Source organism: Pseudoalteromonas sp. HL-AS1 (genome assembly GCF_031198785.1).
Classification (GTDB): Bacteria; Pseudomonadota; Gammaproteobacteria; order Enterobacterales; family Alteromonadaceae; genus Pseudoalteromonas; species Pseudoalteromonas distincta.
The window spans coordinates 1,951,342-1,968,901 of sequence record NZ_CP133569.1 but is presented as its reverse complement, the minus strand read 5'-3'; the positions used below and the strand labels follow the sequence as shown (position 1 = coordinate 1,968,901).

General features: G+C 38.6%; 14 protein-coding genes and 1 pseudogene. 7 read left to right on the top strand and 8 right to left on the bottom strand.

The features are described 5' to 3' along the window. Positions 1-270: 270 nt before the first annotated feature. Positions 271-1,461, bottom strand: coding sequence for a PQQ-dependent sugar dehydrogenase (locus RB214_RS09200; RefSeq protein WP_309166263.1), 1,191 nt, complete (start codon positions 1,459-1,461; stop codon positions 271-273). On the opposite strand from RB214_RS09200, the gene RB214_RS09195 reads away from it, so the two are divergent. Continuing rightward, positions 1,446-1,898 carry a hypothetical protein gene (locus RB214_RS09195; protein ID WP_309166260.1) on the top strand — a complete coding sequence of 151 codons (453 nt, stop codon included), beginning with the start codon at positions 1,446-1,448 and terminating at the stop codon, positions 1,896-1,898. The two genes, RB214_RS09200 and RB214_RS09195, sit on opposite strands and share 16 nt — an antisense overlap. Before the next feature lie 99 nt (positions 1,899-1,997). Here RB214_RS09195 and RB214_RS09190 read toward each other — a convergent pair whose 3' ends face one another. The 4 genes from RB214_RS09190 to RB214_RS09175 all read right to left on the bottom strand — a co-directional run bounded on the left by RB214_RS09190 (position 1,998) and on the right by RB214_RS09175 (position 7,855). Further along, on the bottom strand, positions 1,998-3,197 hold the full coding sequence (locus RB214_RS09190; RefSeq protein WP_149602550.1) for an Nramp family divalent metal transporter: 1,200 nt from the start codon (positions 3,195-3,197) through the stop codon (positions 1,998-2,000). Positions 3,198-3,491: 294 nt separating this feature from the next. Next, positions 3,492-4,754: a valine--pyruvate transaminase gene (locus tag RB214_RS09185; protein WP_309166257.1), complete on the bottom strand. Its 1,263-nt coding sequence runs from the start codon at positions 4,752-4,754 to the stop codon at positions 3,492-3,494. A 136-nt stretch (positions 4,755-4,890) separates the two neighbouring features. Then, complete coding sequence (locus tag RB214_RS09180; protein WP_309166256.1) at positions 4,891-5,550, bottom strand: glutathione S-transferase; 660 nt, start codon at positions 5,548-5,550, stop codon at positions 4,891-4,893. Between the two features lie 10 nt (positions 5,551-5,560). Further along, positions 5,561-7,855, bottom strand: a complete 2,295-nt coding sequence (locus RB214_RS09175) for a peptidase U32 family protein (RefSeq protein WP_309166254.1) — start codon at positions 7,853-7,855, stop codon at positions 5,561-5,563. Positions 7,856-8,151: 296 nt separating this feature from the next. Between RB214_RS09175 and RB214_RS09170 the strand changes: the two genes are divergently transcribed. From RB214_RS09170 to RB214_RS09150, 5 genes are all read left to right on the top strand, one after another. Continuing rightward, positions 8,152-9,255: an endonuclease/exonuclease/phosphatase family protein gene (locus RB214_RS09170; protein WP_309168987.1), complete on the top strand. Its 1,104-nt coding sequence runs from the start codon at positions 8,152-8,154 to the stop codon at positions 9,253-9,255. Between the two features lie 389 nt (positions 9,256-9,644). Continuing rightward, positions 9,645-10,250, top strand: a complete 606-nt coding sequence (locus tag RB214_RS09165) for a hypothetical protein (protein ID WP_309166253.1) — start codon at positions 9,645-9,647, stop codon at positions 10,248-10,250. Positions 10,251-10,393: 143 nt separating this feature from the next. After that, positions 10,394-11,611 (top strand): tetratricopeptide repeat-containing diguanylate cyclase, encoded by a 1,218-nt coding sequence (locus RB214_RS09160; RefSeq protein ID WP_309166250.1) that lies wholly within the window; start codon positions 10,394-10,396, stop codon positions 11,609-11,611. Then, entirely contained in the window at positions 11,523-11,825 is a 303-nt protein-coding gene (locus RB214_RS09155; protein WP_309166247.1) for a diguanylate cyclase domain-containing protein, read from the top strand. The genes RB214_RS09160 and RB214_RS09155 overlap by 89 nt, the downstream gene beginning before the upstream one ends. Positions 11,826-12,014: 189 nt before the next feature. Next, positions 12,015-12,434, top strand: coding sequence for an MAPEG family protein (locus RB214_RS09150; protein ID WP_169060872.1), 420 nt, complete (start codon positions 12,015-12,017; stop codon positions 12,432-12,434). Between the two features lie 131 nt (positions 12,435-12,565). Here RB214_RS09150 and RB214_RS09145 read toward each other — a convergent pair whose 3' ends face one another. The 3 genes and pseudogenes from RB214_RS09145 to RB214_RS09135 form a co-directional block, all read right to left on the bottom strand. Next, a complete protein-coding gene (locus RB214_RS09145; RefSeq protein ID WP_309166245.1) occupies positions 12,566-14,413 on the bottom strand; it encodes an ABC transporter ATP-binding protein in 1,848 nt (615 codons plus the stop codon). Positions 14,414-14,617: 204 nt separating this feature from the next. Then, a pseudogene (locus RB214_RS09140) lies at positions 14,618-15,399 on the bottom strand (hypothetical protein). A gap of 417 nt (positions 15,400-15,816) precedes the next feature. Beyond that, complete coding sequence (locus RB214_RS09135; protein WP_165745053.1) at positions 15,817-16,995, bottom strand: IS4 family transposase; 1,179 nt, start codon at positions 16,993-16,995, stop codon at positions 15,817-15,819. A gap of 97 nt (positions 16,996-17,092) precedes the next feature. Between RB214_RS09135 and RB214_RS09130 the strand changes: the two genes are divergently transcribed. Then, a complete protein-coding gene (locus tag RB214_RS09130; RefSeq protein ID WP_309166243.1) occupies positions 17,093-17,560 on the top strand; it encodes a GFA family protein in 468 nt (155 codons plus the stop codon).

Below are 17,560 nucleotides of genomic sequence, written 5' to 3'. Positions count from 1 at the left end.
GACGTTTTAAAATTTGAATTGGCATGCCAGTTGTATGAAAGTACACAGTTTTTATCACTAAACCGAGACCATGTACAGGCTGCTGGTGGTGGCAATACAATATATGGATTATTAGGCTCTCCATTTTTTAGAAAATACCAAGCTATATTAAATTTTGGTACTCATACACTCACAATTAGTGAGCCATTGTCTGATTGTGAGTGATTAAAGCGGCTTCTTCAAGCCGCCATTCCCCCCCAAAAGCGAAGTGCCTATAATACTCTTTGTGAATTAATATGCTTTAAACAACATTAGCTTTGCCTCTTTACTGTCTGTTAATACCGCGACGTTACCCTTATCAGTTATAAACACATCTCTTAACCTGCCTGCGGCCTTAGGAAGTACGTGAAACTGGGTAAATTCACCACTTGCCAGATTAACGCTGTAGAGTTTTTTATCAACAAGGGTAGTGATAAGCACATGTTGCTGTAACGAGGGAAAAGCTGCATGTTTAGAGCCGTAATACGCCATGCCTGATGGCGCTATTGATGGCGTCCAATTAACACTTGGTTTTTGCATGCCTTTATATTTGGTAAAGGGTGAAATACGCGCTTGCGAGTAATCTTTGCCATAGGTGATTACCGGCCAGCCGTAATTAGTGCCAGCGGTTAAATAGTTTAGCTCGTCGCCGCCTGCAGGGCCGTGTTCGTTGCTAACAATTTGCTGCGTATCGTAATCATAAACTAAGCCTTGAGGGTTACGGTGACCAAGTGAGTAGACAGCATGTGCATTTAGGTTTTTATGATTAATAAATGGGTTATCTGTTGGAATGGTGCCATCTAGGTTTATACGTAATATTTTACCAAGTTGGCTGGTGATAACTTGTGCTTGCTCTCTAAAGTCAAACCCATCGCCCGTTGAAACTAATAATGTATTGTCGGGTAGCACAAGGGCGCGTCCTGCGTAATGTTGCGGTGTGTTTTTATCAGTCGCTACTTTATAAATAACGTTAGGCTTTGAAAAGTCAGTGCCATTAAACGTGGCTTTGGCAACAACAAGCCTGTTTGCGCTTGCATCACCTTGGGCATAAGTAAAAATAATTTCTTTGGAGTTGTTATAATCTGGCGATAATACAATGTCGAGTAAACCACCTTGGCCTGCAACGTATAAACCTGTTAGGTTTAATTTTACTCTTGATTGCGCATTGTTTTTAACTATAACTACGTGACCATCACGCTCTGTAATTAGCCATGTGCCGTTTGGTAGTTCAACCATGCTCCACGGAGACTGTAATTGTGTAGCAAGGGTTTTTGTACTGTATTGCTTTTTTGGTAACGTAGCATCTGCATTAACAGAAAACGAAAAAAGCGAAAGCAGAGTAAAAAAAGAGATACATTGTTTACGGGGCAAGCCTTTGCTAGCATGGCTAGTATAAGAAAAAAGCTTTATTTTAAGTTGAGATAACCATGTCGTTTTTAACACGTATATTGCCTTCATTTTTAGTTTCTTGGTTACTTACATTCACACTTGCTAGCTTGTTTCATAGCCAATACGTTGTCAATCAATTAGTTAATGTAGGTGTAGTGGTGGGCTTTAGTGATCGTACTAGTTTAACATTTGATGATTGGTTAGGCCTATTACCTACCTACGGCGCTATTATTGCCCTAGCACTTGCCATCGCTTTTTTTGTTACCGTAAAGCTTAATAAAAAGGTTCAAAAATACAGTACTCAGCTATTTGTGATTGCTGGCATTGTGGCATTTGCTATTGTGTTAATTGCCATTGAATCAATTATGAATATTCATATTATAGCGGGCGCAAGAGGCTGGGGTTTTTATGCTCAACTGCTTGCAGGCGCGGTAGGTGGTTTTACATTTTCGCAATTATTTAAAGCAACTAAAAACCAAAAAGCGTGTTAGATGTTTGAATATAAGTACCGCTTATACGTTATTTGGTGATTAATAAAGGCCGCTGTTTATTGTAAACAGCGGCCTTTAAATATGGTTTTTAGAGTTAAATTAAAAAATTAAACTAATTAGTTTGTAGCTACTTAACCCAAAAATTAGGATTAAAACGGGCAGGGTCACCAGGTTTAACACCAAAGAATTTGTGTAGTTTCCCATAACCCCTTTTTGATTAACCAGCCATACAAGGTAGGTGCTAACAATAGGGAGTAATAACCCGTTAGCCGCTTGCGCGAATATAATTACCGCGACAGGGTCTAAACCGAGTGACGCCACAGCAGCACCAAACAATAAAATAACAATAGCGACGCCTTTAAAGCGCGTGTTGCTCATATCGTTAGACCAACCTAACATGCCACACACGGCATAAGCACCGGCAAGTGGCGCTGTAATCGCGCTTGTTAAACCTGCAGCAAATAAGCCAATAGCAAAAAAGTAATGAGCGGCATCGCCAAGCAATGGCTCTAGCTGCACGGCCATGTTAGCCGCACTAATTTGCCCCGCATCGGTGCCATAAAATGCAACTGAAGCTGTAGATAAAATAGCTAAAGTGATCACACCGCCTAAAGTGATTGATAGGCCTGTATCAACATTTGTTTGTTTAATCACTTTTTGCATGTCGCTGTTACTGTCGTGTCTAGCAGCGAGTACGCCGGAGTGCAAAAATAAGTTATACGGCACAATGGTAGTACCAACTAAAGCTAGTATGGTTGTAATAGAGCCTTCAGGCATACTAGGAATAAAGCCAGCAAATACATCACCCAGTGAAGGCGCTGCCATTACAAGTGTTGAGATAAACACTAAGCTCATTAAAATAACGAGTAAAATTAGCGCGTTTTCAACCACTTTATGTTTGCCGCTATACAGTAAAGCTGCACTAAAAAAAGCAATAAGTGGTGTCCATAGTTGAGGACTAACTTGAGGGAATATTTCAATTAACCCCATGCTAGCGCCACTTAAGTTACCCGCTTCATAAGCTGCACTGCCCACACCAATGGCGCTGATGACTAAAAATATAGCTAAAGATTTAAATAAAGGCGTTTGAATATGTGCTCTGAGCGCTTGAGCTAAATCTTGCCCGGTGGCAACGCCAAGGCGCGCCGCCATAGATTGTAATAATATAGTGGCAACTACTGAAAACAGTAATGTCCATATAAGTGCAAAACCAAAGTTTGCACCTGCCACGCTGGCGGTAGTAATGGTCCCTGGTCCAATGAAGGCAGCGGTGACGAGTAGTCCTGGTCCTAATCGCATAATTGACCTTAATAGTGCTAATGCATGTTGCTATTTAAAGTTACATCTTACGTTTAAAATCAATAATTATACGCGATGCCTGTTGTGTTAAAGCTGTCACTTACAGTAAGTGCCTTGCAGCAGTAGTCGCTCCTTGACGAGTTCTTTTTTATAAGCATATGTTAAAAAAGGGCGCGTAGGATACCAACTTGTATATAAATTTAAAGGGGGATACAGTGCGTTTGCATGAATTTCAAACGAATATATAAGCGAATTAAATGAATGATGCCGATATTTATATCGGCATCAGTATATTTACTTTATTAGGTTTTTAATCGCTTCTAAGCCTTTTTTTAGGGTATCTGCATCGGTAGCATAGTTAATACGAATACACTCGTGCTTGTGCGCCCAATCATCGTCAATGCCGATAAAAAAGTTATGACCTGGGATCACATACACGTCTTGCTCTTTAAGTTGTTGATACAACACCTCGCTTGTTATTTTTGCATCTTTAAACCACAGCCACATAAAAAATGCACCTTCAACTTTGTGCAAATAAACAGGCAGTTCGGCAAATACTTCGTCAAACAACTCAATCGCGATTTGTGCTTTATTACGATAAAAAGGCAGTACAACATTACGGCACAGTGGCAGTAGTTCGTTGTCGTTAATTAAGCGTGTCACTAAGCTTGGACCAATACTATTTGGCGATAACACCATGCTGCCATTTACCCGGCCAATTGCTTTAATAATCTCATTATTGGCAACCACAATACCGCTGCGTAAACCCGGTAGGCCCAGCTTTGAAAGTGACATACATAAAATAATGTTTGAGTTCCACGTTAGGTTTGCATCGGTGTAAATACAACCTGGAAACGGATCGCCGTATGCGTTATCAATAATGAGTGGAATACCATATTGCTTAGCAAGCAAATCAAGGTGTTTTACTTCATCGTCAGTAATTACATTACCTGTTGGGTTGGTAGGGCGTGATACGCACAGCGCGCTTATGCTGCTGTCGTTTGCTAGTGTGTTTTCAACTGCTTTAAAATCAATGACGTATTTAAACTGTTTTGATGTGCTGCCTGTATTTAAAATTTCGATATCAGGCTTTATGGCAACAAACATATCAGCCGATAAACCTTGATCGGCATAACCTATATACTCTGGCGCAAGGGGAAATAAAATCTTTTTGTGGCTGCCATCAGGCATTTCTCCTGCCAACATATTAAACAACACAAAAAAGTTAGCTTGACTGCCATTACCAAGTGCTACGTTATCGGCGTTAATATCCCATGCGTACTCTTTACTTAGCTGGCCAGCTAATGCCCCCCTAAACTCGTCGTTACCGGTTGGGCCATCGTAAAGGCCAAATACTTGCGATACTTTATTGCTGGCAACAAGATTTTGTAATTCACTTAATAAAACCTCATTTACTTGTGGTACTAATGCGGGGTTACCGCCACCCAGCATAACAATATTAGGATTATTACTGTTTTTAGCCCCGCCTAAATCTTCCATTAACTGAGTAATGCCGTTGGGTTGTGTAAATTTAGTGCCAAAGTTTGAGTAGTTCATAATGCATAGCGTTTGTTAGTAATGGGGAGGGCAGTATAGCGTAAAAAAAGGGCTTAAATTCGATGATGAGAATAATTCAATGCTAAGATTTACAGCTAGTTAAAGTAATGTAATTCCTTATAAAACAAAGGCTAAGTTAAGGCTTTTTAACGCCGTATAAAAACTCTTCGCCGCAGTCCATATACAAATCAAATTTGGCCATAACTTTGGTAAACATGGGGGCGTGTAAAAACTCGTTTAACCATGCGCGAACATGCGTATATTCACTTTGTAAGTACCAATGTTTATCTACACGGGCAAACTGTCTAATAAATGGCAGCAGGGCATAATCGGCTAGACTTTTTTCATCGCCTATTGAGTATTTATGCGTGGTTAGTTTTACTTCAAATTGCTTAATAAACTCTTCGCAGGCTTTTTGGTAATAAATTTGTGCCATGTCTTTTGTACGAGCATAAAATTTGTACTTTTCGAGTACGGGTTTAAATTGCGTATCGTTTAGCTTAATTAACTCAAGCATGCGCTCAAGTGCTAATGGGTCTTGAGTATGCAGTAAATTATGCGGATCGTTTTGCTTTAAAGCCCACAGCATTATATCGAGGCTTTCATCTATAACTTGGTTATTAGGCAGTAATAAAACAGGCACAGTGCCTTTAGGCGATATTTGCAATAGATGCGGCGGTTTATTTTTAGTTTTTATAGCGCGTAGAAGTACTTGTTGCTCTGCCATTAAAATACCCATTCGTGCACGCATTGCGTATGGGCAGTGTTGTAATGAATATAATAATGGCAATGTCATGTTAGTTACCTTAGCTGTTTAGGCCTTCAACATACTGCTGACGGGTTTGTACTTTAACCAAGCTATTTAAGTGTTCAACCGCTTGTGTTTCCCCGTTAATTAAATCTTGAAAATGCGTAAGTAACACGGCTTTATCCAGTTTTTCTTTATCGCCTGAACCAATGTCGGTTAAATCAATCATAAACTCGTCAAATTTGTCGGCAAAGTCACTCACAATATCCATGTTTAAAAATTGCTCATGGTTATAAATACTTGGGTAGCCGCCTTTTTGCTTATCAATAGCAAAGCTAATACCTTTAACATTGGTAACGGTGGTTTCTTTTTTACAGCTCAGCATACAGCTGGCATCAATACGTGGTTTTTTACAGCCAACGGTTTGCTGGAAAAAACACTGGCGGCTGGTCATCATTAGTATTGGGTGATAAATGCTGTACATCATTTTAAAGTTGTTAGGGCGTTTAATACTGCGCATTTGTGGTTTGTTTATTTCGTTTGAAATAAACGCGCCTTTTGCGTTTAAATCTTCTTGTAGTGTTAGTAACGCATAAGAGTTTGTGGTGTTTAACAACGGGCCTGCAATCCAGTCAATACCCATTTGTACTGCTTTAAATGCAACGCCGGTGTTATTACTAATAATAAGTTTAGGTTTCGCTACTTCTAATAAACGCACGGCTTCGTCAAAGTCTTTACCAATTAACACGGCTGGAAACCACGGAATTAACTGTGGGTGCTCTAAAAATACATTTATGTATTTATCGTTATCGGTTCTAAAGCTTTCAGGTAATTTAAAGTAAACATCGCCATTTGTTAAATCACATAGGTGAACGTCTTTTATGTCCGATATTAAAATAGAGAGTGTTGTTTTGTTTTTATCTGCTTTTTCGTGGTTTACTAGTTTTGGTAATTCAACAGGGGCGAGTACGTCTTTGCCTTCGTTTAATAAAAACGCGACTTGCTTTTTAATACGGGCAAGCTCTTTAAACGGAATGCTTAAGTTGTTGCCTAAGTTTGAGTAATCCATATTTTTAATTTCAAAATTGGCATTACTAAAGGTTTTAAAGCGTTTATCAATAGCTGCAATATCAACAACCGATTTATCGGCGGTTTGCATAGGCATTTGCGATTGAACTTCAAAGCGTAGAGGTTGAAGGGCGCTTTGCTCTGCTAGGGTGTTGTTGTGTTTATCGTTTATTGTCAGTGTTACTGTAAATGGCTGGTTTAATTGACCGCCAAACTCAAAGTGTAGTTCTCGTTTTGAAATATCTAAAAACTCAATCTTCTTTTTAACTAACGTATCAATGTCATTTTTTTCTGCGGCGAGTTCTTGTTGTGCATCGTAAATTTGCACAACCGAAATCGCGTTACTCTTTTCGTTAGCGTGATCAAAGCTATGGTCGCGCGGGTTGTCGGTAAACATGTTTTTTGTCATGTCACCTTGCAAAAACTTATTAGTAAAATTACGGTTAAATACTTTGTATAAGCTTGAATCGTCTTCAATTAAATTACCTGTTTGTACAAAGGTATCTATTTGTTTGCGCCAGCTATCAATAACGGTATGAACGTAGTTAGCACCTTTAATGCGGCCTTCTACTTTTAACGAGTCAACACCTGCGGCTACCAGCTCTGGTAAATCAAAATAGGCTGAATTGTCTTTTAAGTTTAACGGATGTTTGTTACCCATAGCCGTTGGCTCGTATTCATCACGACATGCCTGTGAGCAACGACCACGGTTACCTGAGTTACCCACACTTACTGAGCTTGAATAACATTGTCCCGAAAACGCAATACACAATGCACCATGTACAAACACCTCGGTTAATACATCGCATTTGTGCGCTACGTCGGTCAGTATTTTAATTTCAGTTAAGTTAAGCTCGCGCGATAAATTTACACGTGTAGCGCCAATGCGCGCTAAAAACTCAACCTGTGATTCGTTATGCGTAGTTAACTGAGTTGATGCGTGAATATGCAACGTAGGAAAGTGCTTTTTAACAATGTTGAACAACCCTAAATCTTGCACAATAATGCCATCGAGCGTGGTATTTACGAGTTGGTTAAGTAGCTTAAATAGCGCGCCCATTTCGTGCTCTAATATAACTACATTTAGCGTTAAAAATATTTCACAGCCGTATTCATGGGCTAGGCGAAGTGCGCCGTTAAGCTCATCAAACGAAAGATTAGACGCTCGGTTACGTGCATTAAAGGTATCTAATCCACAATAAACCGCATTAGCACCGGCTACAATGGCTGCTTTTACCGCGTTAACATCACCGCCTGGGGCTAATAGTTCAATCTTTCTACTCATTACAATGTCGCTTCGCTCATATTTAATTGCCGCGAATTTTATATGGTTAAGCACGTTAATGCTATTTATTGAGGGATATAATAAAGACTAAAATAAAAGAGTGTATAAAATTACAATTAAGCTGGCTGATTTATTACGTAAACATGTAATAAAATGATAGTTTATAAGCCAGCAACACTTTCAACTTTACTTAGGCGAACCCCATCAGCAATCAAGATCTTAAACAGTTAGATACAGGTTTAAACAGTGATGAATCTGGAATTATTAACACCCAACTAAAAATAGCCACATTTAATCTGTTTAACTATCTTGAGCCGCCCAATGCATACTATGAGTTTGAGAAAATTTATACTGCGCAGCAGTGGGCTAAAAAGCAGCGTTGGGTTGTTGATTACTTAACAGAACATGCCCCTGATGTGATTGGTTTTCAGGAAGTGTTTAGCACTGACTCATTAAAAGAGCTAGTAGGCGAGCAAGGTTATAATTACTTTGCTGTAGTTGATACGCCAGAGGTGATTGATGACTTTATTTATAAACGCCCCGTAGTGGCAATCGCCTCTAAATACCCCATAGTTGAAGTAGCAGCGGTTGAGCACGATAGTGAGCTTGCAATTGCGCTTGGCCTTAATAGTGAGTTTACTTTTAGTCGCAAAGTACTAAGAGCAACTATAACGCTGCCGCATATAGGCAATACTGATTGTTACGTGGTGCATTTTAAATCTAAGCGCCCAATGATTAATGTTGATGAGCATAATAAAGAGCTTACACCCGAGCAAAACATAATTGAAATTTTAAAAGCGAATGTAGCGGGTGGGTGGGGCTCAACTATTCAGCGTGGCAGTGAAGCTACATTACTAATGATACAAATGATTGCTCGTCGCGAAGCTATGCAACAACCCATGCTATTAATGGGGGACTTTAATAATGAACTAGCGGATGGCGTATTAAGCCATTTACTGACAAGTACGCTACGCTTTGCGCCTGCATTGGATGCTAAAACCTACCTCGCTAAATATTGTTTAAATGATTCATGGGATTTGTTTGTTAAGTCGCAGCTAAGCGAAGATGAACTGTCTAATTGTGAGGCAATGACTAGCGATGAAATAAGCGATAGTGAAAGCAATAGCATTTTTGATTTAGCTGATGAAAACGAAGCAAAAAATGTTAATGCAACTAAGCTTATGCCTTTAAGAGCACCAACACATTATTATGGCGCGAGCAGCTCCGTGCTTGATTATATTTTATTATCTTGTGAGTTTGATGCCAGCTACCTTGGCAGTTTTTTTGAGGTGATTGAGTATAATACTTATGATCGTCACTTAATTAATCCCGAATTTGAGCGCGATGATTTAAGTACCGATCATGGTATTGTGTTAGTTACACTAAAACTAAGAAGCTAGGCTTGCTCTATGCATAATTATGCTAAAATTATAAATTAAAAGTATTCATATAGCAGCAATACTTGATGTATTGCGCCGGTTTGTATATTTTATCATCAGCCTTTTGAATTGTATTAATAATAAATTACTAAAATGGTAAATATGGAATTTTATACCTACTTGAATCATAAGCGAAATATGGATTTACCTTCGCAAATACATAGTTTCATTGTAAAGCGAATTTATAATTTTACATTTTTAGTGAAAGCTTTGTTAGCTTAAACAGCGCTTACGCACAAGAAACCACCTCATACAATTTAACTAATGAATCTAATGCAGGGCTGCTAAAAAGAGCTGAATTACTTATAGATACTGACGTTATAACAAGTATTGAACTAAGTAAGGCGTTGTTGTCACAAGCGCAAAGTGCTGATGACACGTTACTCAGCGCAAAGCTACATAACTTGCTAGGTAGGGCGAATAAAAAAAATAACAATATTAATGAATCGCTCGAGCACTTTTTACAATCCTCTGTTTACTACAGCAAATTAAGTGATTCACGAAACCAAATAAAGGCGTCTATTAATTATATAAATATATTATTAGAAGAAAAACGTTATGACGAACTTACTACCCGCATTGAAACTTTATTACCAACAACCCTTGTGTATGGCGATGACTTTTTTATAGCGCAAGTGCTCCTTACTAAGGGGGATTTGTTTTATGAACAAAAAAAGTACAATAACGCGAACGCGCAATACACATCTGCTTTAAAATACCTTGTTGATGAAGACGAATTAATACAAAGACAGTTAGGTGAAACGTATAAAAAATTGGCTCAGTCGTACAAACGCCTCAAAAATAGAGAGCAAACGGCTCACTTTTATACAAAAGCTTTAGAGGTATATTCTAATTTAGGTGATTTAAAGCTAATGGCGCGTACTTTAAATACACTAGCAGAAGCACACCGTTATTTAGATAACTTAGTTTTAGCTCTTACTCCACTCGCGCATTAGAAATACATAAAGACATTGACGACCCTGTTGGCTTTGCTAAGGCATTACTAGGGGCGGGTATTATTTATCGTCATATTAATCTTTATGAAAAATCACTTGAACATATAAATGAGGCATATTTATATTATAAAAAAGTAAATAACATGCTTGGGATTGCTAAAACATCAAATCAAATGGGACTGGTATATACACGATTAAGGCAGTTTGATCAGGCCGAATTTTTCTATCAAATAGCTATCGATTTGCCAAAAGGTATGGTCGAGGAAAAAACGCTCGCTTCAGCTTTAAGAGAAATGGCTGTTATTAACCTCGAATCTGGCGACTTAGCATCAGCAATGCAATATGCTAAAAAAGCTTATATCACTTATAAAAACAAAAACCTTACATCGTACATTTCTACAACAGCACGTATTATTGGTAATATTTATCGTGCCCAAGGAAATAACAACAAGGCTATAGAGTATTACAAAGAGTCATTGTCGTTTGCCAGAGAAACAGGTGGTAAACTTTATGAGATAAAGTCGCTTACTGCGCTTGCGGGCATTTTAATTGGTATTGATACAAATGAGGCGATTTCTTTACTGAAAAGGTCACTCGCTTTATCAACCGAAATAGATGATAAATTACATATGCTATATGCCTATCGTGAAATTCGAATAGCAGAAAAATTGCGTGGTCGTATAGAAGAGTCACTTCGTTATGCAGAAGAAGAAATAGCCCTAACCGATATTATTCAAAATGAAAGAAGTGAAGATAAGTTGGCGCTTGAAAAAGCACATTTGCATTCGTACAAAATGGAAATAGAGCTTGAGACGTTAAGAGAAAAAGAAAAACGCCATCAGCTTGAGCTTGAAAAGAAAAATAATCAAATTGAAATCGCCGCCCAAGCTAGAGTTATATCAGAGCTAGAGCTTTCAAAGAATAAATACGCCAGTATTGCGCTCGCATTTTTATTAGCCGCTTGTTTAGCTATTGTATTACTGGTTTATAGAAGTTTTATTGCCTCTAAAAAACGTAATGAAGAGTTAGACTATTTGGCAGCAAGAGACCCTTTAACCAATTGTTATAACCGTCGTATTTTATTTGAGGTTATGAATCGCGACTTTTTGGATTTACCTCAGATTGAAGAGTACTGTATTTTAATGGTCGATATTGATCATTTTAAAAGCGTTAACGACACCTATGGGCATAGCGTTGGCGACACAGTGCTTTGTGGCGTAGCCGAACTTTTACAAGCTAATATACGTAAAAGTGATAGCGTGGCCTGTTTTGGTGGCGAAGAATTTTGTATTATTTTGCCCAACACAACACAACACAACACAACACAACACAACTCAAGAGCAAGCAATACGTATAGCTGAGGCTATTCGTATTAAAGTTGAAAAAGCGACATTTGATGATATTCCTGTTAAGTGTAGCTTTGGGGTTACGTCTATTAAATTTAAAGCCAGAACACCTTCTGAGTTGATTGAACAGGCTGATTTAGCTCTTTATGAGGCTAAGTCCTTGGGGCGTAATCAGGTAGCGTTATGGGATGCTTCGCTTGAAGAGTTTAAACTTTTTAGATCGGAGTAAACTCAGCAGTATACAGTTTAGTTTTGATGTTATTTTTTAAAATTATAACAAGTAAATTTTATACAATGCTGTGTGTTACTTACATATGTAATTAGGCTTATTAGATTAACCCTTTGAATATCAGTGTATTAACTTAGGCTTTAAAATTGCAATCAATACTAAGTTAAAAACAAAACAAGGGATTTAATAATGACTGAAGTTGCACTTTCGGCCTATTTGGCATTTTACCTCTATTTAATTATGTTGCTTGTACAGTGGGCTGTGGCTACGTTTAGCAAAGCTAAAGAACCAAATGCTGTACCAGGTAAAATTGACGAGGATTTATCGCACGACAGCTTTATATTTAGAGCACATCGTACGTTTCATAATACGCTTGAAAACAGCGCATTATTTATAGGTACGGTGTTATTTGCGTTTGTAATTAATTATCAAAGCCCGATTTTTGCTATGTGTATTTGGGTGTACTTAATTGCGCGTTTGATTCACATGGTGCTGTACTACGCTATAGCAACAGAGAGAAACCCAAGCCCACGTAGTTACTTCTTTTTAATCGGTGTGCTTGCTAATGTGGTTATGCTGATAATGATAGGGTTAAGACTAATCTCTTAATTTATAAAAAAAGTTATAAGCTATATTTATAACTTTAAACAAAAAAGCGAAGAGCCTTTAAGGCATCTTCGCTTTTTTGTTTAGGTAGCAGCAGAATATAAACCACGTCTACAGTAAGGTAATATTATTGGCTAATCGACGCCTATAAACCCACCTGTTTGGTGTGTCCACAGGGCTGCGTAAATCCCGCCTTTAGCGATTAGTTCTTCATGAGTGCCTTGCTCAACTACGCCGCCGACATCAAGTACAATTAATCTATCCATTTGTGCAATGGTTGAGAGCCTATGCGCTATGGCGATTACTGTTTTGCCTGTCATTAAATCATCAAGGCTTGCCTGAATTGCCGCTTCTACTTCTGAGTCGAGTGCGCTGGTGGCTTCGTCGAGTATAAGTATGGGGGCATTTTTAAGTAGCACACGTGCAATAGCAATACGTTGGCGCTGACCGCCCGAAAGAGTAACACCGCGTTCGCCCACTTGAGCATCAAAGCCTTTGTTGCCTTTGCTATCTACCAAGTCGTTTATAAACTCAAGTGCTTTAGCTTGTTTGGTGGCGTTGATCATCTCGTCTTGTGTTGCATCGGGGCGACCATACAAAATGTTGTCTTTTACTGAGCGATGAAGCAGGGAAGTGTCTTGCGTAACCATCGCTATGTAGCGGCGTAGGCTTTCTTGGCTTACATCTGTGATGTTTTGCCCATCAATTTTTATTGTTCCTGAGTCGGTATCGTAAAAACGCAGTAATAAGTTAACAAGCGTTGATTTACCTGCACCAGAGCGGCCGACTAAACCAATTTTTTCGCCAGGCTTAATGTTTAAGTTTAAACCGTTCATTACTGGGCTTCGATTAGTCTCGTTTGCTGCTTTGCCGTAGTTAAAGTGTACGTTGTTAAACTCAATGGCACCTTGGCTTACGTTAAGCGTATCGGCATTTGGTTTATCGGCAACTTCAATAGGGTTAGAAAGTGTTTTCATACCATCGGCTACGGTGCCAATGTTTTCGAACAAGCTGCTTATTTCCCACATGATCCACTGCGCCATACCGTTTAATCTGAGCGCTAAGCTAACAGCAACTGCAATGGCGCCGGCGCTAATTGCACTAAGTGACCATAAATAAAGTGATACAGCGGCAACCGAAAATACTAATAGGTAATTTAAGCTTTGAATAACAAAGTTTAAGCTGGTTACTAAGCGCATTTGCTTGTACACAGGCTGTAAAAATACATCCATGCTTTGTTTTGCGTATTGCTCTTCACGCTGGGTATACGAAAACAATTTAATAGTAGAAATATTTGTGTAGCTATCAACAATTCGACCGGTCATTTCTGAGCGCGCATCGGCTTGTGAGCTGGCAATTTTTTTAAGGCGCGGTACAAAATAAAGCTGTACGCAAATGTATAAAACTAACCAAACCAGTAAAGGGATCATTAAGCGCCAATCAGCTTCGGCAACTAAAAATACCATTGAGCCAAAATAAACCACTATGTACATTAATACATCGAGTAGTTTGGTCACTGTTTCGCGAACGGCTAAAGAGGTTTGCAATACTTTGGTGGCTATTCTTCCTGCAAACTCATTTTGATAAAAGCTCACACTTTGGCGCAGTAAATAACGATGCGCTAACCAGCGAATCGACATAGGGTAATTGCCCAGCAATGCTTGGTGCAAAATAGCAGAATGAAAAAATACGACTACGGGCAATACCAGTAAGAGCATGACAGCCATTTTGATAAGTTCTGATTTTTGCTCTACAAACAAGGTTTCGGGTGTGTAGGCCGTTAACCAATCAACAAGCTGCCCCATATAGCTAAATAAAGAAACCTCTAAAATAGCGAGCATGGCGGCGCTGATTGACATTAGCACCAACGACAGTTCCATTCCTTTGGTGTAGTGACGACAAAAAGCAAATAAAGTCGAAGGCGGCTGAGTAGGTTGATCCTCAGGAAATGCTTTTGTCATTTTTTCAAATAATCGATACATTTTAAAAACTTAAATGGCAAATAATGGTCGCTATTATACCATTTAAGTATTTTTAAATGCAGGTTTGTAAGGTATTAATTGTGAATATGCTAGAACGTTATTAATATAAACTTATGTATAAAAGAACACCTAAAAACACTTCACTTACTTTTATAGCATTGAGTTATTTAGGTTTGTACCTTTGCTCATGTATAAATCGTCATATCAGAGGCCACCATTTCCGTAAGGCTTTTTAATTGGGCCTGTATTACAGTTTGCTAAAAAATACATAAGAGGTTGTTCGCGCTTCATTCTAAATTGTGCATTTTTATACACCAGTGTTTGCTTGCTAAATTCACCGCCTTTTACGTAAACATCATATTGCTGACCTTGCTCTGAGACTGCTGCGTTATTAACAACATACCATACGTCGTACCAGGTATTTGTTTGCAGAGGTTTAGCTGACTGTTTGGTAGTGTAGTTTTGAATGTTGCTATCCCGCTGTCGGTTTTAACCATTAATGTGCCATCGTTTACAAGCCCGTTTGATTCTGTTTTATCAGTTACGCGAAGTGTTGGCTCAAACGCATCGTACGTATGTTTATTTATTAGTGCTGGAGTAAGGTTACTCAATCCAAAAGCATGATTATTAGGAAACGCAGCGACGTTTATACGTATATAAAATGTGTAGGTTTGACCAACTTCAACCGCTTGTGGAAGCTTTGTATAAGAAAGTGCTTTACGATTGCCAACAATACCATCGCGTGCGGGCTTTTTTAGTAAATAATGATTTGTTGATGAGTTTGCTTGTTCTGATTGTATAACTGTTATTTGTGGGTTTTTAACCTGTGGCTTAGTTTCATTTTGCGTATCGACACTTTGCCACTTGCTAAGTGAATTTTCAAAGTCATCAATAAGTAGCCAATCGCTTGACGTGTTTTTTTGAATAGTTGAACATGCTGATAGCGTGCTGAATAAGCAAAGAATTAGAATATGTTTGGAAGACATAATTGGCTCTCGTAATATTATTGATATTTGGTTAACCAATTTATTTTTTTTATGTCAATCATTAAAGTAATAGCTAATGGCGTGGGAACTGCGAAGATACAAAAATTATTATTCCATTCAAAAAATTAACCAGTAAACTTATCCATTAAATCAACTCAGCAAATTTCAGCTGAGTTTAAAATAATTTAATAGTTAGGATGTTATATGTATACGGGTTCGTGTTTGTGTGGTGAAGTAAACGTTGAAGTGTCGGGCAGTATAACTAGGGCGTGTTGATCTTTATGGATTGAAATTTGTTCAATCTAGGGGCGATTTAATCGCGGCGCAAGGTTTGTAACCTAGTGGGCTAAGTAAAAACCGAGCAACAAAGAGTCAATCGTCCCTAGCAAGAACCCAAAGGGCTGAGGGATCCCCACTTTATCCAGCGGCCTCTTTTTCGTAATTCAAAATAAAGTTTTTTAAACTTTTTTCTATATAGCTTTGTGTAATACGTCTCTTACATAGCTTTATGACTTGCTTGGCTAAGGTTAAAAATGAAAGAACTCGGCGATTCTTAACGCTATTTGCTTGAAATTTTATATGCCACTTTCTTTTTTCTGCTTCACACCCTATAAACCATAACGCAGTGCTCGCTATTGTCGCTATCAAGCATAATATTCCTATTCTATTTATGCCGGTGCTTTTACTAAAACGCCACGAAAAACCATATCTCAAACTTTTGTCATCGCGGAAATTTTGCTCTATTTGCATTCTTTTACTATATAAACCAACTACTCGCTTACTCGTCATTGTATTGTCTGATGTCGCGAGTAACCATGGCTCTTTAGCTAAGTTTTGATACATTTTTGTATCTTTCGTAAATCTGCTTTTTCCTTTTCTTCCTTTATTTTTTCCATGATATACGTGTAAAAATGCATCGCATGCTGTCGGGCTGGACTGAGTTAGTCGTGCTTGACCTAACGCCTTAGGTATATCGCTGGCACCAGCCCTAAGTTGTTTTAATGTATGCCATTGTGATTGCATGGCTAGTTTACACTTCATTGAGCCTCTTAATCGACCTATCATATGCCAACCAAGTTCGCGTACTTTACTATACCAAGGCGTAAGAAAGCCGCCGTCTGTTACAATATAGACACTAGGATGTCGTCCAAGCACTTCATAAAGTTCATCTAAAAACAGGCTGTTGGTTGCTGGGCTATCAAAATCCTTCTGCTCAACAATCATGTTATAAATCACGATAGAGCGCCCATCCACAAGTAAGCTTGCTCGCAGTAAGTGATAGTCGTGACCACAGGCACCGCTCCAGTCAACGGCAATTGCAAGCATGGGTAAAGAGTCAATAATAGGATGAGCTAATGCTTCATAGATAGCGACCCTTTCATTGTAGAGGTGAGTATTTTTTAAGAAGCGATCAACGCGTTTTATTTTATGTTTTACATCCACAGCGCCAGACAAATTTCTGCCGATTTCAGTTAAGGTAAGTTTATTGCCCGAAATTAATGCATTACTGCAGCTTAGTAATGTTTTTACTCTGGCATTATTGAATGGCGCTAATGCATGTTTAAAGTACTTATGGCAAACTGATGTCTCAGGCATAGCAGTTGTGACTTATGTGGGTTGTGGTGATTTACATAAGATCATAAATTGCTGTGCCTGTCACGTTTTGGGGATTCGTCAGCCCAAAGGGCAGCGCATGTTTGGTCTTTATGCTACGTTATCGCCTATGTATGGGGAACAACCACATATCATAGGCTCTGCCTTGCCTAAATACCAAACACACTGCTGCAAATTCAACCACCAAAGAACAACACGCCCTACTATTATTCATTGTCATTGTTCACTGTGCAGAAAAAACAGCGGGACTGCATTTGCAACCAATGGCTTTGTAAATACAAGTGACTTTACAATAACAAAAGGGCAAGAACTACTCAGTGAATATAGTTTTAAAGTAGGGCGCACGCGTTATTTTTGTAGATGTTGTGGCTCGCCTGTTTACAGTAGCAATAATGATGACAAAAGCAGAATACGAATTCGGTTAGGAATATTCGATACCGATATTACTGAGCAGGTATTATCGCATAATTTTGTTACGTCTAAAGCTAACTGGGAGCAGCTCGAAACAAGCTTACCGTGCTATGAAAAACATGAACCTGGTCGGTAA